The organism is Streptomyces sp. NPDC048248 (assembly GCF_043201875.1).
Taxonomy (GTDB): domain Bacteria; phylum Actinomycetota; class Actinomycetes; order Streptomycetales; family Streptomycetaceae; genus Streptomyces.
This window is the reverse complement of record NZ_JBICZL010000012.1, coordinates 278,763-299,226: the sequence shown is the minus strand read 5'-3', so window position 1 is coordinate 299,226 and position 20,464 is coordinate 278,763. Positions and strand designations below refer to the sequence as shown.

At 70.3% G+C, this 20,464-nt stretch carries 21 protein-coding genes and 1 riboswitch; of the genes, 13 read left to right on the top strand and 8 right to left on the bottom strand.

Annotated elements, in window-relative coordinates:
- Positions 1-59 precede the first annotated feature (59 nt).
- Both gcvH and gcvT read right to left on the bottom strand, forming a co-directional pair.
- Positions 60-437, bottom strand: coding sequence for a glycine cleavage system protein GcvH (gene gcvH / locus ACGFZW_RS26995; RefSeq protein ID WP_393895809.1), 378 nt, complete (start codon positions 435-437; stop codon positions 60-62).
- Between the two features lie 109 nt (positions 438-546).
- The gene (gene gcvT / locus ACGFZW_RS26990; protein ID WP_393895808.1) at positions 547-1,674 is read right to left on the bottom strand and encodes a glycine cleavage system aminomethyltransferase GcvT; all 1,128 of its coding nucleotides are present in this window, start codon (positions 1,672-1,674) and stop codon (positions 547-549) included.
- A gap of 150 nt (positions 1,675-1,824) precedes the next feature.
- Positions 1,825-1,919: riboswitch (glycine riboswitch) on the bottom strand.
- 228 nt (positions 1,920-2,147) lie between these two features.
- Here gcvT and ACGFZW_RS26985 point away from each other — a divergent pair.
- From ACGFZW_RS26985 to ACGFZW_RS26945, 9 genes are all read left to right on the top strand, one after another.
- Positions 2,148-2,852 carry an AAA family ATPase gene (locus ACGFZW_RS26985; RefSeq protein ID WP_393895807.1) on the top strand — a complete coding sequence of 235 codons (705 nt, stop codon included), beginning with the start codon at positions 2,148-2,150 and terminating at the stop codon, positions 2,850-2,852.
- Between the two features lie 164 nt (positions 2,853-3,016).
- Positions 3,017-3,814 carry an enhanced serine sensitivity protein SseB gene (locus ACGFZW_RS26980; protein ID WP_393895806.1) on the top strand — a complete coding sequence of 266 codons (798 nt, stop codon included), beginning with the start codon at positions 3,017-3,019 and terminating at the stop codon, positions 3,812-3,814.
- 60 nt (positions 3,815-3,874) lie between these two features.
- Positions 3,875-4,666 carry an enhanced serine sensitivity protein SseB C-terminal domain-containing protein gene (locus ACGFZW_RS26975; RefSeq protein WP_393895805.1) on the top strand — a complete coding sequence of 264 codons (792 nt, stop codon included), beginning with the start codon at positions 3,875-3,877 and terminating at the stop codon, positions 4,664-4,666.
- A 380-nt stretch (positions 4,667-5,046) separates the two neighbouring features.
- A complete protein-coding gene (locus ACGFZW_RS26970; protein WP_393895804.1) occupies positions 5,047-6,045 on the top strand; it encodes an ABC transporter permease in 999 nt (332 codons plus the stop codon).
- 81 nt (positions 6,046-6,126) lie between these two features.
- On the top strand, positions 6,127-7,878 hold the full coding sequence (locus tag ACGFZW_RS26965; RefSeq protein WP_393895803.1) for an ABC transporter substrate-binding protein: 1,752 nt from the start codon (positions 6,127-6,129) through the stop codon (positions 7,876-7,878).
- Between the two features lie 78 nt (positions 7,879-7,956).
- Complete coding sequence (locus tag ACGFZW_RS26960) at positions 7,957-8,967, top strand: ABC transporter permease (protein ID WP_393895802.1); 1,011 nt, start codon at positions 7,957-7,959, stop codon at positions 8,965-8,967.
- A complete protein-coding gene (locus ACGFZW_RS26955; protein ID WP_393895801.1) occupies positions 8,964-10,097 on the top strand; it encodes an ABC transporter ATP-binding protein in 1,134 nt (377 codons plus the stop codon). The genes ACGFZW_RS26960 and ACGFZW_RS26955 overlap by 4 nt, the downstream gene beginning before the upstream one ends.
- Entirely contained in the window at positions 10,094-11,242 is a 1,149-nt protein-coding gene (locus ACGFZW_RS26950; RefSeq protein ID WP_393895800.1) for an ABC transporter ATP-binding protein, read from the top strand. The genes ACGFZW_RS26955 and ACGFZW_RS26950 overlap by 4 nt, the downstream gene beginning before the upstream one ends.
- A 124-nt stretch (positions 11,243-11,366) precedes the next feature.
- Positions 11,367-12,776 (top strand): M1 family metallopeptidase, encoded by a 1,410-nt coding sequence (locus ACGFZW_RS26945; RefSeq protein WP_393895799.1) that lies wholly within the window; start codon positions 11,367-11,369, stop codon positions 12,774-12,776.
- A gap of 19 nt (positions 12,777-12,795) precedes the next feature.
- On the opposite strand, the gene ACGFZW_RS26940 is transcribed toward ACGFZW_RS26945, so the two are convergent.
- Entirely contained in the window at positions 12,796-13,422 is a 627-nt protein-coding gene (locus ACGFZW_RS26940; protein WP_393895798.1) for a trimeric intracellular cation channel family protein, read from the bottom strand.
- 139 nt (positions 13,423-13,561) lie between these two features.
- Between ACGFZW_RS26940 and ACGFZW_RS26935 the strand changes: the two genes are divergently transcribed.
- Positions 13,562-14,410: a thioesterase family protein gene (locus tag ACGFZW_RS26935; RefSeq protein WP_393895797.1), complete on the top strand. Its 849-nt coding sequence runs from the start codon at positions 13,562-13,564 to the stop codon at positions 14,408-14,410.
- Between the two features lie 48 nt (positions 14,411-14,458).
- On the opposite strand, the gene ACGFZW_RS26930 is transcribed toward ACGFZW_RS26935, so the two are convergent.
- Positions 14,459-15,289 (bottom strand): alpha/beta fold hydrolase, encoded by an 831-nt coding sequence (locus ACGFZW_RS26930; RefSeq protein WP_393895796.1) that lies wholly within the window; start codon positions 15,287-15,289, stop codon positions 14,459-14,461.
- A 145-nt stretch (positions 15,290-15,434) separates the two neighbouring features.
- On the opposite strand from ACGFZW_RS26930, the gene ACGFZW_RS26925 reads away from it, so the two are divergent.
- Positions 15,435-16,604, top strand: coding sequence for a cysteine desulfurase family protein (locus ACGFZW_RS26925; protein ID WP_393895795.1), 1,170 nt, complete (start codon positions 15,435-15,437; stop codon positions 16,602-16,604).
- On the opposite strand, the gene ACGFZW_RS26920 is transcribed toward ACGFZW_RS26925, so the two are convergent.
- The 3 genes from ACGFZW_RS26920 to ACGFZW_RS26910 form a co-directional block, all read right to left on the bottom strand.
- Entirely contained in the window at positions 16,597-16,857 is a 261-nt protein-coding gene (locus ACGFZW_RS26920) for a hypothetical protein (protein WP_393895794.1), read from the bottom strand. The genes ACGFZW_RS26925 and ACGFZW_RS26920 overlap by 8 nt on opposite strands.
- Before the next feature lie 107 nt (positions 16,858-16,964).
- Positions 16,965-17,438 carry a carboxymuconolactone decarboxylase family protein gene (locus ACGFZW_RS26915; RefSeq protein WP_393895793.1) on the bottom strand — a complete coding sequence of 158 codons (474 nt, stop codon included), beginning with the start codon at positions 17,436-17,438 and terminating at the stop codon, positions 16,965-16,967.
- A gap of 123 nt (positions 17,439-17,561) precedes the next feature.
- Positions 17,562-18,098, bottom strand: coding sequence for a hypothetical protein (locus ACGFZW_RS26910; RefSeq protein WP_393895792.1), 537 nt, complete (start codon positions 18,096-18,098; stop codon positions 17,562-17,564).
- Between the two features lie 298 nt (positions 18,099-18,396).
- On the opposite strand from ACGFZW_RS26910, the gene ACGFZW_RS26905 reads away from it, so the two are divergent.
- On the top strand, positions 18,397-18,528 hold the full coding sequence (locus tag ACGFZW_RS26905; protein WP_393895791.1) for a hypothetical protein: 132 nt from the start codon (positions 18,397-18,399) through the stop codon (positions 18,526-18,528).
- A 54-nt stretch (positions 18,529-18,582) separates the two neighbouring features.
- Here ACGFZW_RS26905 and ACGFZW_RS26900 read toward each other — a convergent pair whose 3' ends face one another.
- Positions 18,583-19,281 (bottom strand): N-acetylmuramoyl-L-alanine amidase, encoded by a 699-nt coding sequence (locus ACGFZW_RS26900; RefSeq protein WP_393895790.1) that lies wholly within the window; start codon positions 19,279-19,281, stop codon positions 18,583-18,585.
- Positions 19,282-19,326: 45 nt separating this feature from the next.
- Between ACGFZW_RS26900 and mnmA the strand changes: the two genes are divergently transcribed.
- Entirely contained in the window at positions 19,327-20,457 is a 1,131-nt protein-coding gene (gene mnmA / locus ACGFZW_RS26895; protein WP_393895789.1) for a tRNA 2-thiouridine(34) synthase MnmA, read from the top strand.
- The last annotated feature ends 7 nt before the right edge of the window (positions 20,458-20,464 follow it).

Below are 20,464 nucleotides of genomic sequence, written 5' to 3'. Positions count from 1 at the left end.
TCCCGGGGGAGCTTCCGCTCGGTCGGTGGCGGGGTGCCGGGGCGGCGGGCCGGGAGGGCTCAGCCGGCGGCGAAGGCGGTGTACTCGTCTGCCGAGAGCAGGTCGTCCGGCTCGCCGCTCACCTTCACCTTGAACAGCCAACCACCCTCGAACGGGGCGGAGTTCACCAGCGACGGGTCGCTCACGACGTCCTCGTTGATCTCGGTGATCTCACCGGTGACCGGGGCGTAGAGGTCGCTGACCGACTTGGTCGACTCCAGCTCACCGCAGGTCTCGCCCGCCGTGACCGTGTCCCCGACCTCGGGAAGCTGCACGAAGACGACATCGCCGAGCGCGTTCGCGGCGTGCTCGGTGATGCCGACCGTCGAGACGCCGTTGTCGGCGGCCGACAGCCACTCGTGCTCCTTGCTGTAGCGCAGCTGCTGGGGGTTGCTCATGGCTCGATTCTCCTGTACGCGAGGGTGTGATCGTGAATGGGGTCTTGCACAGTGAGACGCGTGGGGCGCGCCGGTTTCACGACTGCCCGGGGGCAGCGCGGTACCGGCGTCACTTCTCCCGCTTGTAGAAGGGAAGCGCGACGACCTCGTACGGCTCATGGCTTCCACGGATGTCCACGGCGACACCCTCGGCGCCCGGTGTGGCGTACGCCGCGTCGACGTAGGCGATCGCGAGCGGCTTGCCCAGCGTGGGCGAGGGCGCACCGGAGGTGACCTCGCCGATGACGGTGCCGTCGGCGGCGACGACCGCATAGCCGGCGCGCGGGACCCGGCGGCCCTCCGCGATCAGCCCGACGAGCTTGCGCGGCGGCGCGGACTCGGCGCGGCGGGCGGCCTCCTCCAGGGCGGCGCGGCCCACGAAGTCACCGCCGTTGGTGGTCTTCTCGAACTTCACCACCCGGCCGAGACCCGCGTCGAAGGGCGTGGTCGCGGTGGTCAGCTCGTGTCCGTACAGCGGCATGCCGGCCTCCAGGCGCAGCGTGTCGCGGCAGGACAGGCCGCACGGGACGAGCCCGACGTCCTTGCCGGCCGAGGTCAGCGCCTCCCAGAGGGCGACCGCGTCCGCGGGCCGCACGAACAGCTCGAAGCCGTCCTCGCCGGTGTAGCCGGTGCGGGCGATCAGCGCGCTCACGCCGGCGACCGTGCCGGGCAGGCCCGCGTAGTACTTGAGGCCGTCCAGGTCGGCGTCGGTCAGCGCCTTGAGGATGCCGGGGGACTCCGGGCCCTGGACGGCGAGCAGGGCGTAGGCGTCGCGGTCGTCGCGGACCACGGCGTCGAAGCCGGACGCGCGCTCGGTCAGCGCGTCGAGCACGACCTGGGCGTTGGAGGCGTTGGCGACGACCATGTACTCCTGGTCCTCGAGCCGGTAGACGATCAGGTCGTCGAGGATGCCGCCGGCCGCCTCGCAGATCATGGTGTAGCGGGCGCGGCCGGTCTTGACGCCGCCGATGTTGCCCACCAGTGCGTAGTCGAGGAGATCGGCGGCCTGCGGGCCGGTGACGGTGATCTCGCCCATGTGGGAGAGATCGAAGAGGCCGGCCCTGGTGCGGACGGCGACGTGCTCGTCGCGTTCGCTGCCGTAGCGCAGCGGCATGTCCCAGCCGGCGAAGTCGGTCATGGTCGCGCCGAGCGCACGATGCGTGGCATCCAGCGCGGTACGGCGAGGGGCATCAGTCATGGTTCTGGGCTCCCAGGCATGGGTGACAAGACGTTCTCCCCATCTGTCATCGGAACCTGAGAGGTTCACCGGGATCCCGCGAACGGACCCGGTTTGCACCTTGGGTGGAGCCACCCGTCAGCCAGGCGGTGGCTCGCTTTTCAGATCTGCCTCGCCCGCGCGGTATCGGGGCCTGAGAGATTCAAGGGAGGACTTGCTCCTTCGGCGCCCCGCCGTGGCGGCGAGGACTCTCCCGCGCGGATTCAAGCGGCCGGTATGGAGTTGGCTGTGCACGGGTGAGCTGAGCGGTGCACAGTGGCGCCGACATCATTGCACGGGATCGCCGGATGCAGGAGTCCTGGTTGTCGCACCGGCCCGGGCGGCCGCCGTGGTCCGGGGGATCGGGCAATCGCCTTGATGGGTATTACCTTTTCTTGACACTCTTCGGGAAAGGGACGGACACCGGCCGGGCCCGCTAGTGACCGGGAGGGGCGATGACGGTGCACAAAGATGCCGCACTCGCGACAACGTCGGGGATCGCGGGCGCCGCGGTGCCCCGGCCCGCACGCTCGCCCCTGGCCGTGGTCAGGCCGGGGCGCGGTGCCGAGGTGATCGACCTGAGGGGAACACGTCACACCGGCAGGACGGCCGAGATGCGCTTCCCGGCCGGTGACCTCGTGGTGGTCTCCGGGCTGCCGGGCAGCGGCAAGAGCACGCTCATGCACCGCATCGTGCCGGTGCTGGACGGCCGGGGTGCCACGGTGCACCGCATCGACTCGCAGGACGTCCGGGTGCGCTGGGAGCGCGGCAGGCTGCGCCGGCTGCCGTACGGGGTGTATCGCCCGCTGGTCCGTGCCGCGCACTACCTGGGGCTGCGCCGCGCGCTGCGCTCCGGCGACAGCGTCGTGGTGCACGACTGCGGGACGCTGGCGTGGGTGCGTCGCTGGATAGCGCGGTCGGCCCGGCGAGGCGGCCGCGGACTGCATCTGGTGCTGCTCGACGTCCCGCCGGAGGTGGCGCTGTCCGGGCAGGAGTCGCGGGGACGCGGAGTGTCCGGGTACGCCTTCGCGCGGCACCGCAGGGCGGTGGGCAGGCTGGTCGAGGGTGCCGAGGCCGGCCGGCTGCCGAGGGGGTTCGCCTCGGCGGTGCTGCTTGACCGGCCGGCGGCGAGCGCGCTGGAGACCGTCGGCTTCGGCTGAGGCGGCCTCCGGCCGGGGTGGCCCCTCGGCCGAGCTGCTCTTCGGCGGCCGGGCCGCCCCCGCACGCCGGCGAAGATCGACTGCCCACCACCCCCTTCGGCTGCCGCAGTGTCTGCCGCTAGGGTCTTTGGCCAGATAGGGCGGTTTGGAACGGGTGGGTGTACATGAACTTTCCGGAGCAGGGCATACCGCAGCTGACCTGGCCTGCGAATGAGCTGGAAGAGGTGCTTGCCGCCTCGGTCGGGCACCCGGGTGCCGGTGGCCGGATCGTGGAGGTGCTGGGGCGCAGCCGGGTGTGGGTGCCACTGCCCAACGGCGGCGGCCCGGACAGCGCGGGCCCTGGAGCCGGTGGGCTGGATCTGCCGACCACCGAGATCGGCGGCGCGGCGTATGTCCCGGTCTTCAGTTCCGAGCAGGAGTTCTTGCGGGTCGTCGGCTCCCATATGTCCTTCACCGTCGCGCCCGCCCGGGAGTTCGCCCGTGGACTGCCGCCGCTGATCGGTATCGCGGTCAACCCCGACGGCACGGTCGGCGTCCCGCTGCCCCCGCCCGCGGTGGCCGAATTGTGCCGGGTGGGGCGGACGGAGACGGACGGTCCGGCGAGCGGCGGCCGGGTCCGGCTCTTCGAGCCCGACTGGCAGGACGAGCCGGTGGACTTCCTGGCCGCCGCGGGGCTGGAGTTCTCCGGAGCCGGATTTGTCCTGACTGCCCGGCGTGCCCTGGCAAGTGTCGAGGGCGACACGCCCGCGCTGTTCGTCGGTGTTCAGGTCGAGGCGGCCCCCGCCGCGCTCCAGGACGGCACCGCCCGCGAGGCGGCTCTGTCCGCCCTGGGACGTGCGCTCGGCGCGGTGCCCGTGCGCTGGCCCGTGCAGCTCGTCATGCTGGACATCGCCTTGGGGGACCCGGTCGCCGACTGGATGCTCCAGCGGGTGCGGCCCTTCTACTCTCGGGAGCACTCGTAAGCTGGTTGGATGACGGGCGGGTGCACCCCACGTGCCCTGCTGACAGAAGGGACGGACCACGTGAGCGCGGGTGCGCATCAGGGAGCGGCCGCGGCCGGACAGGTCGAGCAGATGCTGCAACAGGTCTCGCCCGGTCGCTACGACGCCTATGAGGCGCTGCTGCACGCGCTCGCCGCGAGCCAGGTCTGGATGCTGCTGTGGCAGGGCCGGGCCGGAATGCCCGACGCGCAGTACGGAAACATGGAGGTCGAAGGCCTCGGCTACGCGCCGTGTGTGACCTCGGCGCCCGAGCTGGCCGCGTCCGGCTGGAACCGCGACCACGAGCTCGTCACCGGCCTCGAAATCGCCGCCTCGCTCTTCCCCGACCGCTGGGGCCTGTGGCTGAATCCGCACTCTCCCGGTGGCGGCGTCGGCATTCCGTGGCTGGATCTGCGCCGTATCGCCGGCGGTCTCGACCGGCTGCCGGCCGGGCCGCTGCGGATCTCCGAGCCGGTGATCGACATCCCGCAGTTCTACGCCCTCCTGGCGCAGAACGCCCACCGGACGCCCGCCGTGCGGTCGTTGCGCCGGGCCTGGGTGCAGCCCGCCCTCGGCGCCCCGTATCTGGCGATCGGTCTCGATCTGTACGACACCGGCCAACAGGCGGTGGAGTCGGCGCGGCTGATGATCCAGCAGTCGATCGGCGCGGTTCCGGACGGCCTGCCGGTCTCGACGGTCGCCATGAACGACGAGTACGACCCGGTCTGCATGTGGATGCGGGCCTCCGCCCGCGCCTTCTTCGACCGCGACGGCTACGCCCAGCCCCCCGCCCCCGCGCCCTCCTACGGCTACGGATTCCCGCGTCCCTACTGACGCCGACGGCGCCGTGGCGCGCCGCTCTCGGGGTCGAATTGCCCCTGTACGCCCCCCGGTTGAGGCGACCCGCGAGGGCTGATCATTCCGCTCAGGCGGTACGGCCGTCCGTATAACGGAAGGCCGTGAAGCACATCACAGTTGCGCATCCTTTCACCGCCAGGACTGGTGAGTGATCGCGAATCGGATGAAGACTCCCGCAGCAGAGGGCCTCGGCCCTTTGTACGAGCGTCATTCAGATCGGCGTCGCGTGAATCTCCGAAACTTCACACTGCGAACTCTCGCGATGCCCGCACCACGTGCACCAGTGATGTGAATCAGGCCGCTACAGCGGCGGGCATTGGGCCGGCCACCGTCGGCCGAGAGGGGTCAAAAGCACCGTGACCGCACCGATCGAGACCACCGGGGCGGCTGCTGAGGCGCAGCCGGAAGCGGTGCTGAAAGGCGTGGAGAGCAAGCGCATCGAAGGGCGCTCGCTCGGGCAGATCGCATGGCTGAGATTCCGGCGCGACAAGGTCGCGGTGGCCGGTGCCATCGTTGTCATCCTGCTCGTCGTGGTCGCCGCGCTCTCCCGCCCCCTCCAGGCCCTGCTGGGGCTGGACCCCAACAGCCCGAACCAGTCGCTGATCGACCCCAACACCACGCTGCCCAAGGGCGACTTCGGCGGCATGAGCGCCGACCACCCCTTCGGCGTCGACCCCAAGTTCGGCCGCGACCTGCTCGCCCGGATCCTGGAGGGCTCGTGGGTGTCGCTGATCGTGGCCTTCGGCGCGACGCTGCTCTCGGTCGCCATCGGCAGCGTCCTCGGCGTCGTCGCCGGCTTCTACCGCGGGCGCGTCGACGCGGTGATCAGCCGGATGATGGACGTCTTCCTGGCCTTCCCGCTGCTGCTCTTCGCCATCGCGATCTCCGCCTCGCTGCAGGGCGGCGCTTTCGGCCTGGAGGGTCTGCCGCTGCACATCTCGGTGCTGATCTTCGTGATCGGCTTCTTCAACTGGCCGTACATGGGCCGGATCGTGCGGGCGCAGACCCTGTCGCTGCGCGAGCGCGAATTCGTGGACGCCGCGCGCGGCATGGGCGCGCGCGGGCCGTTCATCCTCTTTCGGGAGCTGCTGCCCAACCTGGTGGGTCCGATCATCGTTTACTCGACGCTGCTGATCCCCTCCAACATCCTCTTCGAGGCGGCGCTGAGCTTCCTGGGCGTCGGCATCCAGCCGCCCCAGGCGTCCTGGGGCGGCATGCTCAACCAGGCGGTCAAGTACTACGAGGTCGATCCCCAGTACATGATCGTCCCCGGCCTCGCGATCTTCGTCACCGTGCTGGCGTTCAACCTGCTCGGTGACGGTCTGAGGGACGCGCTGGACCCGCGCAGCCGGTGACGCCTGCCGGGCACCCGCACCGCCCAGATGTCTCAACAGTTGTTTGACGTTTCTCGACGAACGAAGGGGACACCGACCATCATGCGAAGGTCAGTTCCGGTCGCGGCTATCGCGGCCCTCACCAGTGCGGGCCTTTTGCTGGCCGGCTGCAGTGGGAGCAAGGACTCCAAGAACGGCTCCGGCGAGGCCAACGCCGCGACCAAGGGGATCGTCAACGCCTCCGACGCGAAGGGCGGCACGGTCAACTACGCGTTGAGCGACGCCCCCGAGTCGTTCGACCCGGGCAACACGTACTACGCCTTCGTCTACAACTTCAGCCGGCTCTACGCGCGCCCGCTCACCACCTTCAAGCCGGGCCCCGGCACGAAGGGCAACGAGCTGGCCCCGGACCTCGCCGAGTCGATGGGCAAGCCCACCGACGGCGGCAAGACCTGGACGTACAAGCTGCGCAAGGGCGTCAAGTACGACGACGGCTCGGTGATCACGTCCAAGGACGTGAAGTACGCGGTCGAGCGCAGCAACTTCGCGCGTGACACCCTCTCGCTGGGCCCGAACTACTTCCAGCAGTTCCTCAAGGACAACGACGGTGGCTACAAGGGTCCCTTCAAGGACAAGGACAAGGCCGGTCTGAAGTCGATCGATACGCCCGACGACCAGACGATCGTCTTCCACCTCGAGAAGCCGTTCGCCGAGTTCGACTACCTGGTGAGCGCCCCGCAGACCGCGCCGGTGCCGCGGGCCAAGGACAAGGGCGCGGAGTACACCAAGTCCGTCGTCTCCTCCGGGTCGTACAAGTTCCAGAGCTACCAGGAGGGCAAGCAGCTCACCCTCGTCCGCAACCCGCACTGGTCCGCCAAGAACGACCCGCTGCGCAAGCAGCTGCCGGACAAGATCGTCCTGAAGATGAAGGTCGCCCAGTCGACCATCGACAAGGACCTGCGGTCCGGCAACACCCATGTGGACCTCGCAGGTCGCGGCGTCGACGGCCAGACCCAGGCCCAGCTGCTGACGAACCCCGACGAGAAGGCGAACACCGACAACGCCCTCGGACAGCGTGTCGTCTACACGGCCATCAACACCAAGGTGAAGCCGTTCGACAACGTCGAGTGCCGCAAGGCCGTCGAGTACGCGATCGACAAGAAGGCCGTGCAGACCTCGCTCGGTGGCCCGATCCGCGGTGAGGTGGCCTCCACGGTCCTGCCGACCGACATCGACGGCTACCAGAAGTTCGACCTGTACCCGCAGAAGTACGACGGTGACAAGCTCGACCTCACCGAGGCCAAGAAGCACTGGGGCAAGTGCGGTGCCGGCAAGACGGACACCACGATCGTGGCGCGCAGCGACCGCCAGGACGAGATCGACGCGGCCACCACGATCATCGACTCGCTGAAGAAGATCGGCGTCAACGCCAAGATCCAGAGCTACCCGAGCAGCAAGTACTTCTCGGACTACGCGGGTGTGCCGAAGTTCAACAAGAAGAACAACGTCGGCCTGATCATGATGCAGTGGGGCTCGGACTTCCCGACCGGCTACGGCTACCTGCAGCAGATCGCGAACGGCAAGGCGATCAGCCAGTCCGGTAACACCAACCTGTCCGAGCTGGACGACCCGGCGATCAACAAGCTGCTCGACAGCGCCATCGCCGACACCGACAAGGCCGCGCGCGAGAAGGCGTACGCCGAGATCGACAAGAAGATGATGGAGCAGGCGGCGATCGTTCCGCTCACCTACTTCAAGGTCCTGCTGTACCGCTCGCCCGAGGCCACCAACCTGGTGTCCACCTCGGCCTTCAGCGGTCAGTACGACTACCTCAACATCGGCGTCAAGAAGTAGCAGCCCTGGAAGGCAGGTGAAGGCATTGGTGTCCGCGGGCCGGTCGCTACCGGCCCGCGGCACCGACGCCGCATCCCCGTGTTCTCGTACATCATCCGCAGGTTGATCAGCGCAGTGATCCTGCTGCTGATCGTCAGCGCGGTCACTTTCGGCATCTTCTTCCTGCTGCCGAAGCTGGCCGGGCAGAGCACCGACCAGCTTGCCCAGCAGTACATCGGAAAGGCCCCCACGGCCGCGGACATCGCGGCGGTGAAGAAGAACCTCGGCCTGGACAAGCCCGTGTACGAGCAGTACTGGGAATTCCTCAAGGGCATTTTCGTCGGCGTCGACTACAAGTTCGGGCCGGAAGTGGCCAAGTGCCATGTGCCGTGCTTCGGATACTCCTTCAAGACGCACATCGAGGTCTGGCCGGAAATCCAGTCCAGGCTCCCGGTGACCCTGTCGCTGGCCGCCGGTGCCGCCGTGGTGTGGGTCGTCTCCGGTGTCGCCACCGGCGTGCTCTCCGCGCTGCGCCCCGGTTCGCTCTTCGACCGGATGGCCATGGGCGTCGCCCTGGCCGGCGTCTCGCTCCCGATGTTCTTCACCGGCGCCCTGGCGCTGGCCCTCTTCACCTACCAGTGGCCGATCTTCGAGCGCAGCGACTACGTACCGCTGCTGGAGGATCCCTTCCTCTGGGCGCGGACGCTGGTCCTGCCCTGGGTCACCCTGGCGTTCCTCTACTCCGCGCTCTACGCCCGGCTCACCAGAGCGGGCATGCTGGAGACGCTGAGCGAGGACTACATCCGTACCGCCCGCGCCAAGGGCCTGCACGAGCGCAAGGTGGTCGTACGGCACGGTCTGCGTGCCGCGCTCACCCCGATCATCACGGTCTTCGGCATGGACCTGGGCCTGCTGCTCGGTGGTGCGCTGATCACCGAACAGGTCTTCTCGCTCAAGGGAGTCGGCGCCTTCGCCGTGGAGGCGATCAACGCCAACGACCTGCCGAACATCCTCGGCGTCACCCTGCTCGCCGCGTTCTTCATCGTCATATGCAACCTGGTGGTGGACGTTCTGTACGCCGCCGTCGACCCGCGGGTGAGGCTCTCGTGACCGACTCCTCCCAGGACAAGACCGAGACGGCCCGATCGGCCGCGAGCACGCCCGGGGCGGCGCCGGTGGCCGAACCCACCGAGCCCACGACTCCGACCGCCTTCCTCGAAGTGCGGGACCTGAAGGTGCACTTCCCGACGGACGACGGGGTCGTGAAGTCCGTCGACGGACTCTCCTTCACGCTGGAGAAGGGCCGGACGCTCGGCATCGTCGGCGAGTCCGGCTCCGGCAAGTCGGTGACCTCCCTCGCCGTCATGGGCCTGCACCGCGCGTCGCGCCGGCAGCGCAGCAAGGTCGACATGTCCGGCGAGATCTGGCTGGACGGCAAGGAGCTGGTCTCCGCCGACCCGGACGAGGTGCGCCGGCTGCGCGGCCGTGAGATGGCGATGATCTTCCAGGATCCCCTCTCGGCGCTGCACCCCTTCTACACCGTCGGCCAGCAGATCGTGGAGGCGTACCGCGTCCACCACGACGTCGACAAGAAGACCGCCCGCCGCCGGGCCGTCGAGATGCTCGACCGGGTCGGCATCCCGCAGCCCGACAAGCGGGTCGACGACCATCCACACCAGTTCTCCGGCGGTATGCGCCAGCGCGCCATGATCGCCATGGCGCTGGTCAACAACCCCGAGCTGCTGATCGCGGACGAGCCGACCACCGCCCTGGACGTCACCGTCCAGGCGCAGATCCTGGACCTGATCCGCGATCTGCAGAAGGAGTTCGGCTCGGCGGTCATCATCATCACCCATGACCTGGGTGTGGTGGCCGAGCTGGCCGACGACCTGCTGGTGATGTACGGCGGCCGCTGTGTGGAGCGCGGCCCCGCGGAGAAGGTCTTCTACACGCCGCAGCACCCCTACACCTGGGGCCTGCTCGGCTCGATGCCGCGGATCGACCGCGATCAGACCGACCGGCTGATCCCCGTGAAGGGATCGCCGCCCAGCCTGATCAATGTGCCGTCCGGCTGTGCCTTCAATCCCCGTTGCCCGTACGCGGACGTCCCCGAGGACAACGTCACCCGCACGGTGCGCCCCGAACTGCGCCAGGTGGAGGGCGGGCACTTCTCCGCCTGCCACATGTCGCAGGAGGAGCGGGAGCGTATCTGGACCGAAGAGATTGCGCCGAAGCTGTGACCGAGACGACTGACGACGAGAGCAAGAAGATCCCGCTGCAGAAGGGATCGGCGGACGAGGGCGCGCAGGACAGCCACCGCCGGGTCGCTCCGCAGGATCCGGACGCCGAGCCGCTGCTGCGGGTGCGCGGTCTGGTCCGGCACTTCCCGATCACCAAGGGCCTGCTCAAGCGGCAGGTCGGCGCGGTGCAGGCGGTCGACGGCATCGACTTCGATGTCCGGCCGGGGGAGACGCTCGGTGTGGTCGGCGAATCCGGCTGCGGCAAGTCGACCATGGGCCGGCTGATCACCCGGCTCGACGAGCCGACCGGCGGCTCCATCGAGTTCGAGGGCAAGGACATCACCCACCTTTCCCCGGGCAAGCTGCGGCCGATGCGCCGCGACGTCCAGATGATCTTCCAGGACCCGTACGGGTCGCTGAACCCCCGGCACACCATCGGCGGGATCATCGGCACCCCCTTCCGCCTCCAGGGCGTCGAGCCCGAGGGCGGCGTGAAGAAGGAGGTGCAGCGGCTGCTGGAGCTGGTGGGCCTGAGCCCGGAGCACTACAACCGCTATCCGCACGAGTTCTCCGGCGGTCAGCGACAGCGCATCGGTATCGCACGGGCGTTGGCGCTCAAGCCGAAGCTGGTGGTCGCGGACGAGCCGGTGTCGGCGCTTGACGTCTCCATCCAGGCGCAGGTCGTCAACCTCATGGACGACCTCCAGGAGGAGCTGGGCCTGACCTACGTCATCATCGCCCACGACCTGTCGGTGATCCGCCATGTGTCGGACCGCATCGCGGTCATGTACCTCGGCAAGATCGTGGAGCTGAGCGACCGCAGGTCGCTGTACGAGTCGCCGATGCACCCCTACACCAAGGCGCTGCTGTCCGCGGTGCCGGTGCCCGACCCCAAGCGGCGGACCCAGCGCGACCGGATCCTGCTCAAGGGCGATGTGCCGTCGCCGATCAACCCGCCCTCCGGCTGCCGGTTCCGCACCCGCTGCTGGAAGGCGACCGAGGTGTGCGCGACCACCGAGCCGCCGCTGGTGGCGCTCAAGACAGGTCACCAGGTGGCCTGCCACCACCCGGAGAACGCCCCGGAGGCCGGTTCCGGTGGCGGAGGGGCCGCCGGAGCACCGGCGACCGCGGTGCCGAAGAAGTAGCCGGAGCCAGCAAATACTCATCAACTACTGAGGAATTGGCAAAGTCCCCGGCTCGACGCGGGCGGGAGAGTGCAGAGTCGGCGCGGTTGTTCAGGCGTCATCCGTGTGTTCGAAGGGACGGCTCATGGCATTCTCCCGCTCGGTGCGTCGCACTTCCCGCTGGCTCGCGCTCGCCACCGCGGTGGCCTCGGCCGCCACCATCGCCGCCGGGCCGGCCGCCTCGCCCGGTGCCCCCGGGGCCGGCGACCCCTATTTCCCGCAACTCGGCAACGGCGGTTTCGACGCCCTCCACTACGACCTGGGTGTCAGCTACGACCCGGACAGCGACCGGCTCGCCGGCCGCACCACGCTGACCGCCAGGGCCACCGAGAACCTCTCCGCCTTCGACCTCGATCTGCACAAGCTGACGGTCGACTCGGTCCGGGTGAACGGTCACCGCGCCGGGTTCAGCCGATCCGGCGACGAGTTGAGGATCCGGCCGGACTCCCCGTTGCGGCGCGGCCACCGCTTCACGGTCACCGTCTCCTACGGAGGTGTCCCCAAGCCGCTCAGCGGCCCGATCGTCTTCGGCTCCGACTACGGCTGGATGAAGACCGAGGACGGTGTCTTCGTCGCCTGTGAGCCGAACGCCGCCTCGACGTGGTTCCCCTCCAGCGACCACCCCGGCGACAAGGCGACGTTCGACATCCGCATCGACGCCCCCAAGGGCCTGACCGGCGTCTCCAACGGCCGCCTCATCAGCTCCGGCGAGGCGCACGGCCGCTCCTACGCCCACTGGCGGGAGAAGCGCCCGATGGCGACGTATCTGGCCACCGCCACCATCGGCAAGTTCGATGTGCGGACGGGCACCACCCCGGGCGGTGTCCCCGTCTACGTCGCCACCGACCCGACGTTGCCCACCGGCAAGGTCGACGTCTACGGCATCACGTCCGAGGCCACCGACTACTGGTCCACGGTCTTCGGCCCCTACCCCTTCGAGGAGACCGGCGCGATCGTCGACGACATGCCGCAGGCGGGCTTCTCGCTGGAGGTGCAGTCCAAGCCGGTCTACTCGGCGGTGCGCAACGAGACCACCATCGTCCACGAGCTGGCCCACCAGTGGTTCGGCGACTCGGTCTCCGTCAAGCAGTGGAAGGACATCTGGCTCAACGAGGGCTTCGCCAGTTACGCGCAGTGGCTGTGGGACGAGCACAAGGGCACCCGGAGCGCCCACGACGCCCTCCGCGAGGAGTACCGGGACATCCCGGCCGGCGACGACTTCTGGCAGGTGAAGGTCGCGGATCCGCAGCGGGACACCATGTTCTCCGGCGCGGTCTACGACCGGGGTGCGATGACGCTGCAGGTGCTGCGCGAGCGGATCGGTGACAAGGCGTTCTTCGAGCTCCTGCCGGCCTGGACCGCGCAGCACCGCTACGGCAACGCGCGGACCTCGCAGTTCATCGCGCTCGCCGAGAAGATGTCCGGGCAGCAGTTGGACGATCTCTTCGACACCTGGCTGAACACCACGGGCAAGCCGGCGCTGCCGGGCGAGTAGCGGTGGTCCCGCCCCGGCGTCAGTCGGAGTCCGGCCGGCCGCGGAGCGACTGCGGCCGGGGCAGGTGTACGCCGAAGTAGACGGCCGCCATCCGCAGCGCGAAGACCACCCCCGCCGAGACCGCCGCGGCGGGGGTGCCGCCTGTGCCGAGGTGATGCAGTCCCAGATAGCAGCAGCCGCCGGCCAGTGCGGCGATGGCGTAGACGTCCTCGCGCAGCAGCAGCGGCGGGAACTCCCCGCACAGCACATCGCGGATGACCTCGCCGGCGACGCCGGTCAGCACCGCGAGGATGATCACCGCAAGCGGGGTGGCGCCCGCCTCGATCGCGGCGCGCGCTCCGATCACCGTGACGACGGACAGTCCGACCGCGTCGACGACGAGCAGTGATTTCACCGGCAGTGTCCAAAAGCGCAGGTAGCCGATGGTGCCGACGCCGACGCAAATGATCACTGTCAGCAGCACCCAGTCGTGCGTCCAGTACAGCGGCTGCCGGTCGAGGATCAGATCGCGCAGCGTGCCGCCGGAGATGGACGCGGCGAAGGCGAGCACCAGCCCGCCGAACGGGTCCATGTTGGCGCGGTAGGCGGCCAGCACCCCGCTCGCCGCGAACGCCGCGACGCCGACCAGATAGAGCACGTGAAGCATGGCGCCATGTTCTCAGGCCGCGCGGCCGCCGCCGTCGGCGCGTGCCCGGCGGACGGGGCGGAGCGTGGAAGCGGCGCCGAAGGTGAGCGTTCAAATTTGACACTACCGGTCAGTAACCATCCGGTGTAGCGTGCACGTCATGGCATTGGTGACCGTAGGTAAGAGTGAGTTCGACCGCGATACGGCGGTCACGCGCCGGGCCGAGGGCGTCTACGACGCGGAGCTCTCCGCCGGGTGGACGATCATCCATGCGGTCAACGGCGGCTATCTCCTGGCCCTCATGGGCCGTGCGCTGGGCGACGCCCTCCCGCACCCGGACCCCTTCTCGGTCACCGCGCACTACCTGACGGCCTCGGTCCCCGGGCCCGCCGTCATCCGCACCGAGATCGTCCGCACCGGCCGCACCATGTCGACCGGCACCGCAACCCTCGTGCAGTTCGCCGAGGACGGCACCGAGGTCGAGCGGATGCGGGTGCTCGCCGCTTACGGCGACCTCGACGCGCTGCCCGAGGATGTCCGCACGACCGCCAAGCCGCCGGCCATCCCGCCCTACGAGCACTGCCTGGGCACCGACAGCGCCCCGGAGGGGAAGCCGGCCATCCCGGGCAGCACGGCCATCGCCGAGCGGCTCGTCCTCCGGCTGGACCCGGCGACCGCGGGCTGGGCCGTCGGCGCCCCCTCCGGCAAGGGGGAGATGCGCGCCTGGTTCGGCCTCGCCGACGGCCGCGAGCCCGATCCGCTGTCCCTCCTGCTGACCGTCGACGCGCTGCCGCCGACCGCCTTCGAGATGGGGCTCTCCGGCTGGGTCCCCACCGTCGAGCTGACCACCCACATCCGTCGCCGCCCCGCTCCGGGACCGCTGCGGGTCGCGATCACCACCCGCAATCTGGCCGGCGGCTTCCTGGAGGAGGACGCCGAGGTCTGGGACTCCGATGACCATCTCGTCGCGCAGTCCCGGCAGCTGGCGCGCGCCCTGCTGGAGGGCTGAGCCCCCGCGTCGGGAAGCCGGGCCGGACAGGCGACAGGCCCGGGGGAGTCACCCGAGGAATTCCCGCAGTATTGCGCCGAGTTGGGCCGGGGCATCCTCCTGGACCAGATGCCCGGCCCCCTCGATCAGCCGCAGCCGCGCACCAGGGACGACGGCGGCCAGCTGCTCTCCCTTGGCGGCCGGGATCCAACTGTCCTGCGCGCCCCAGCAGATCAAGGTCGGCAGGTCGAGCTCGCCGTAACGGCCCTCGATCTCGTCGGTGAACCGCCGGTCGCTCTGCTGGATCTGCCGGTAGAACGCCGGCCGGCCCTCCTTCGTGCACCAGTCGTCGACCAGCCGGTCCAGGACGGCCGGGTGCAGGCCGGGATGGCTGGCGGAGGAGATGTACGCGCGCACCAGCGCCCGGTGCAGTTCCGGCGGCAGCTGCCCGAAGACCTCCGAGTGTGCGCCCAGCAGCCGGTAGGCGGGAGAGCCCCAGGGAGCCAGCGCCACCGGGTCGACGAGTGCCAGCCGCGCGTACTTCGCGCCGTGCAGCAGATGTGCCCGCAGTGCCACGCAACCGCCGAAGTCATGGGCGACGACGGCGGGTTCGGTCACGTCCCAGTGCGCCAGCAGTTCGCCGAAGACCCTGGTCTGCGCGGCGAGCGAGACATCCTGCCCCTCCCTCATCTCCGAGGCGCCGTACCCCGGCATGTCCCAGACGAACACCTGGCGGCGCTCGGCGAGGGCGGTCGCGATGCCTCGCCAGACGAACGACGAGAACGGCGTGCCGTGCAGGAGGGCGACCGGCGGGGTGCCGGGCCGCGCCTCGCCGAGTGCGGCCCAGCGCACCTCGCCGGAGGAGCTGCGGAACGAGCGGTCCAGAAGCCACTGTGTCATGAGTGTAAGGCTAGACACTCCTTACACGGCTGTCGATGGGAACCGCCGGGGGAAGGCGGTCCGTCCGCCGCCGGGCCCGGCGCCTCCGCGCGCCGGAGATGCGCCCCCGAAGCCCGTGGCGCCTGCTCGTAGAATCGTGCGCACCATGGTTTACCTCGACCACGCCGCCACCACTCCGATGCTTCCGGAGGCGGTGCAGGCGATGACCGCCCAGCTGACCGTCACCGGCAACGCGTCCTCCCTGCACTCCGCCGGCCGGCGGGCCCGGCGCACCGTCGAGGAGGCGCGGGAGTCCCTCGCCTCCTCGCTGGGCGCCCGCCCGAGCGAAGTCGTCTTCACCGCGGGCGGCACCGAGGCCGACAACCTCGCGGTCAAGGGGCTGTACTGGTCCCGCCGGGACGCCGACCCGGCCCGCACCCGCGTCCTCGCCAGCCCCGTCGAGCACCACGCCGTCCTGGACGCCGTGGAATGGCTCGCGGAGCACGAGGGCGCGCAGGTGGAATGGCTGCCGGTCGACACCTACGGCCGGGTGCACCCCGACGCGCTGCGCGAGGCCATCGACCGCAACCCGGACGATGTCGCGCTCGCCACCGTCATGTGGGCCAACAACGAGATCGGCACGATCCAGCCGGTCCATGAACTCGCCCGGGTGGCCAAGGAGTTCGACGTCCCGCTGCACGCCGACGCGGTGCAGGCGTTCGGCCAGCTGGAGATCGACTTCGCCGCCTCCGAGCTGGCCGCGATGACGGTCTCCGCACACAAGATCGGCGGGCCGTACGGCATCGGCGCGCTGCTCCTGGGCCGTGAGTACGCCCCCGTTCCGGTGCTGCACGGCGGCGGCCAGGAACGCCACGTACGCTCCGGCACCCTCGACACCCCCGCCATCGCCGCCTTCGCCGCCGCGGGGCGGCACGCCGTCGCGCACCGCGAGGACTTCGCCCGCGACATCGGCGCGCTGCGCGACGATCTGGTCAAGGCGGTCCGCGCCGCGGCCCCGGACGCCGTCCTCGGAGGCGACCCGGACCCCGCAGGTCGCCTCCCCGCCAACGCCCACTTCTCCTTCCCCGGCTGCGAGGGCGACTCGCTGCTCCTGCTGCTGGACGCCCAGGGCATCGCCTGCTCGACGGGCTCCGCGTGCACGGCCGGAGTCGCCCAGCCCAGCCATGTCCTCCTGGCCACCGGGATGACGCAGGACCTGGCCCGAGGCACCCTGCGCTTCTCGCTGGGGCACACCTCCACCGCGCAGGACGTCGCGGCGCTCGCGGAGGCCATCGGGCCGGTCGTGGACAGGGCGCGCAGCGCGGGACTCAGCTAGGGCTCGTCCGCGCGAGCGGTGGCCGGTACCGCAGGAGGGTGTTGCCCGAGCGGAACACGGTCACCGCCCCGGCTGTCAGGTCGATGCGGTCCTCCAGCCCGGCGTAAAGGCTCCGGCCGCGGCTCAGCAGTACGGGTGCAGCAAGATCCGCACGCAGGTTCCAGTCGAAGAACTCCTCGTCATGCAGGCCCCGGTCCAATTCCCCGTCGGCGCCCTCGTGATAGCCGTCGCCGGTTGCGAGGGCCGAACTCATCGGGCGGGCGCCGGTTCGTGCCGCAGAACAGCGCCCCGGGCCTCGTCGAGAGGTGCCCGGGGCGTGCCGCCGTCGCGAGACGCTTTCGTCGCGCGAGGTGCCTGTGGTTATCCGAACTGGCCGGGCTGGTAGTCGCCGGCGGGCTGCTGGACGATGACGTTCACGCGGTTGTAGACGTTGATGAGGGCGATGAGCGACACCAGGGCGGCGAGCTGTTCCTCGTCGTAGTGCTTGGCGGCGTTCGCCCATGCCTCGTCCGTGACGCCACCGGCGGCGTCGGCGATGCGGGTGCCCTGCTCCGTCAGCTCCAGGGCGGCGCGCTCGGCCTCGGTGTAGACCGTGGCCTCCCGCCAGGCCGCGACCAGGTTGAGGCGCAGCGAGGTCTCCCCGGCGGCAGCGGCGTCCTTGCTGTGCATGTCGGTGCAGAAGCCGCAGCCGTTGATCTGGCTGGCGCGGAGCTTGACCAGTTCCTGTGTCGCGGCCGGCAGCGTCGAGTCCGAGATGACCTTGCCCGCCGAGTTGATGTGCTTCAGGAACTTGCCGGCGACCGGGTTGCCGAAGAGGTTCAAGCGAGCATCCATGGTGAGGTCCTCCGTCGTATTTCGTGGTGACACACCTTTGACGGAGCTGCGCGGAGCGATGTGACAGGCGAGGGTGTGGCCTGCGTCACACGGGGTGTCCTGTGTGGGAACCGCCTCGGCGGGTCACGTCGGTTCCGGTGACGCGGTGGCCGGGCCGGCGTCCAGGAGGCCGAGCAGGGCGTCGCGGTGGAGGTCCGCGATCGGGTGGAGAAGGTCGGGGTGGCGCAGCAGCGGCGCGGCATGGTGATCGCGCGGGCCGGGGATCGTCAGCCGGCGCGCGTCACCCACGGACTCGACGCCGTGGTGGGTGCCTGCCAGGCAGGCCGCCGCCGCGACGGCCAGATCTTGGTCGGACAGCAGGCAGGCCGCCCAGCTGACGACGGTCTCGTCCACCCAGGTGCGCCAGGCGTACTCGGCCGCGTCCAGAGGGTGGGCATCGGTGCCGGTCACGGAGTCCAGCCGGTCGGAGCCGCCGGGGCCGACAAGGTTCAGCAGTTCGGCGTCCAGCGCGGTGGGGTAGCGCAGGGCGGCGGCGATGGTGGCCGCCTGCCGGGCCTGGGCCTCGGCGAGGGCGTGGTTCAGCGGGCCGCTCGCCGGAGGGAACGCCGCCAGCAGCCAGCGGGCGCAGGCAGCGATGACGGGCGAGAGGTCACTGGACAAGGGGGCCGTCCTTCGCGTGTGCCGGTCATGGCCCGGATTCCGGTCCGTGAGCCGGTCGCGCGCGCTCGTGTGTCGGGGCAGCGGGCCGGGTCAGCGTAGGGCCGCCATTGGAGCGGCGACAGGGCGTGCGTCACAGCCGGGGCCCGGTGCCGGGCCGGAGGAGCCCGGTGAAAACGCGGTGCAGCGTCCGCTCGACGAGGGCTTGGGCGTCCTCCCCCTACGGGGCCGTCGCGGCCGGCAGCGCCGTCGTCCGCCTTCTCGCCTCGCCGGACCGCGCCTTCGACGAACGAGCCGCCTGGTGCTCCACAGGGCGGACGACCCCCTCATCAAGCCCGGCGCAGGACGGGCGATCGCCTCCCGGATCAGCGACGCGCGCCTGGTCCTGCTGGCCGACACCGCGCGCCACCCGCCCCCACGGCCCACCGGCTGAAGCGCTCGGACTCAGGAGCCGGGGCAGGAGGCGCCTCGGTGTGTGATCGATCTCCTACGCGCTCCGCTTCGGCGTGGACGGGCGCCGCAGCTCGGCGCGCACGAGGCGGAGGTAGCGGTCCCAGTCCCAGTGCGGCCCGGGGTCGGTGTGGTCGGTGCCGGGCACTTCCACATGGCCGACGATGTGCTTGCGGTCGGCGGGGAGGCCGTAGCGACGGCATATGGCCGCCGTCAGCCGCGCCGACGAGGCGTACATGGCGGCCGTGAAGGACTCGGGGCGGTCCACGAAGCCCTCGTGCTCGATGCCGACGCTGCGTTCGTTGTAGCCCCGGTTGCCGGCGTGGAAGGCCACGTCCAGCTCCCTGACCTGCTGCGCCACATGCCCGTCCTTGCGTACGACGTAGTGTGCGGCCGCGCCGTGCAGCGGGTCCTGGAAGACCTTCAGCGCCGTCGCGAAGCTGCCCTGCACGACATGGATGACCACCCGGTCGACCTCGTAGTCGGCAGGGCGGTCCGCGAACCGCCAGTTCGCCGGGGACGCCTCCACCCACTGGGCGCCGCGGTAGTCCACCTCGCCGGCCTTGCGCGGTTTGCTGTTGCCCGGGAGGCGCCACCACCAGCGCACCAGCTCCGCGCGCCCGCCGTACGCCGCCGCGCCCGCGGCGACCAGGCCGCCGCCCCCGATCCACAGCGCACGCCTGCGCGTGATCGCGGGCCGGTCCCCCTCGCCCTCGGTCTTCCCCATGCGTTGCATAACGCTTTCGGGCCTGTCGGTGGTTCCGTCTACCCTGGAGGGGTTATGACTGACGCTCCCCGCCGCCTCCGCGTACTCGCCGCCATGTCCGGCGGTGTCGACTCCGCCGTCGCCGCCGCCCGCGCCGCCGAGGCCGGCCACGACGTGACAGGCGTGCACCTCGCGCTCTCCGAGAACCCCAAGTCGTTCCGCACCGGCGCGCGGGGCTGCTGCACGATCGAGGATTCGCACGACGCCCGCCGCGCCGCCGATGTCATCGGTATCCCCTTCTACGTCTGGGACCTCGCCGAGCGATTCCGTGAGGACGTCGTCGACGACTTCATCGCGGAGTACGAGGCCGGGCGCACCCCCAACCCCTGCCTGCGCTGCAACGAGAAGATCAAGTTCGCCGCGCTGCTGGACAAGGCCCTCGCCCTCGGCTTCGACGCCGTGTGCACCGGCCACTACGCCACCGTCGTCCTGCGCGAGGACGGCACCCGCGAGCTGCACCGCGCCTCCGACATGGCGAAGGACCAGTCCTACGTCCTCGGCGTGCTGGACGACCGGCAGTTGGCGCATGCCATGTTCCCGCTGGGCGACACCCTCACCACCAAGCCGGAGATCCGCGAAGAGGCCGCCCGGCGTGGCCTGTTCGTCGCGAAGAAGCCCGACAGCCACGACATCTGCTTCATCGCCGACGGCGACACCCAGGGCTTTCTGGCCAAGCGGCTGGGCGCGGCCGAGGGGGACATCGTCGACGAGGCCGGCAATCGCCTCGGCACGCACGAGGGCGCGTACGGCTTCACGATCGGCCAGCGCAAGGGCCTGCGCATCGGCCACCCGGCCGCCGACGGCAAGCCGCGCTACGTCCTGGACATCTCCCCGGTCGACAACACCGTCACGGTCGGCCCCGTCGAGTCCCTCGATGTCACGGCGCTGACCGCCATCCGTCCCCGCTGGTGCGGCCGCCCCCCGGCCGCCGGACCCGCCACCTACACCGCCCAGCTCCGCGCCCACGGCGGCGAGACGGAGGTGACAGCCGAGGTGGTGGACGACACCGAACTCCGGGTCACCTTCACCGAGCCGGTCCGTGGCGTGGCCCCCGGCCAGGCGATCGTTCTCTACGACGGAAGCCGGGTCGTCGGCTCGGCGACCATCGCGACGACGGAGCGACGGGTGGCGGCGGGGGTCGAGTAGACCCGCG

Coding starts and splice junctions, on each gene's coding strand:
- ACGFZW_RS26925 (WP_393895795.1), top strand. CDS start 15,435: ATGGTTTACCTCGACCACGCCGCCACCACTCCGATGCTTCCGGAGGCG.
- ACGFZW_RS26985 (WP_393895807.1), top strand. CDS start 2,148: ATGACGGTGCACAAAGATGCCGCACTCGCGACAACGTCGGGGATCGCG.
- ACGFZW_RS26920 (WP_393895794.1), bottom strand. CDS start 16,857: ATGAGTTCGGCCCTCGCAACCGGCGACGGCTATCACGAGGGCGCCGAC.
- ACGFZW_RS26965 (WP_393895803.1), top strand. CDS start 6,127: ATGCGAAGGTCAGTTCCGGTCGCGGCTATCGCGGCCCTCACCAGTGCG.
- ACGFZW_RS26940 (WP_393895798.1), bottom strand. CDS start 13,422: ATGCTTCACGTGCTCTATCTGGTCGGCGTCGCGGCGTTCGCGGCGAGC.
- ACGFZW_RS26945 (WP_393895799.1), top strand. CDS start 11,367: ATGGCATTCTCCCGCTCGGTGCGTCGCACTTCCCGCTGGCTCGCGCTC.
- gcvT (WP_393895808.1), bottom strand. CDS start 1,674: ATGACTGATGCCCCTCGCCGTACCGCGCTGGATGCCACGCATCGTGCG.
- ACGFZW_RS26980 (WP_393895806.1), top strand. CDS start 3,017: ATGAACTTTCCGGAGCAGGGCATACCGCAGCTGACCTGGCCTGCGAAT.
- ACGFZW_RS26930 (WP_393895796.1), bottom strand. CDS start 15,289: ATGACACAGTGGCTTCTGGACCGCTCGTTCCGCAGCTCCTCCGGCGAG.
- ACGFZW_RS26900 (WP_393895790.1), bottom strand. CDS start 19,281: ATGCAACGCATGGGGAAGACCGAGGGCGAGGGGGACCGGCCCGCGATC.
- mnmA (WP_393895789.1), top strand. CDS start 19,327: ATGACTGACGCTCCCCGCCGCCTCCGCGTACTCGCCGCCATGTCCGGC.
- ACGFZW_RS26935 (WP_393895797.1), top strand. CDS start 13,562: ATGGCATTGGTGACCGTAGGTAAGAGTGAGTTCGACCGCGATACGGCG.
- gcvH (WP_393895809.1), bottom strand. CDS start 437: ATGAGCAACCCCCAGCAGCTGCGCTACAGCAAGGAGCACGAGTGGCTG.
- ACGFZW_RS26915 (WP_393895793.1), bottom strand. CDS start 17,438: ATGGATGCTCGCTTGAACCTCTTCGGCAACCCGGTCGCCGGCAAGTTC.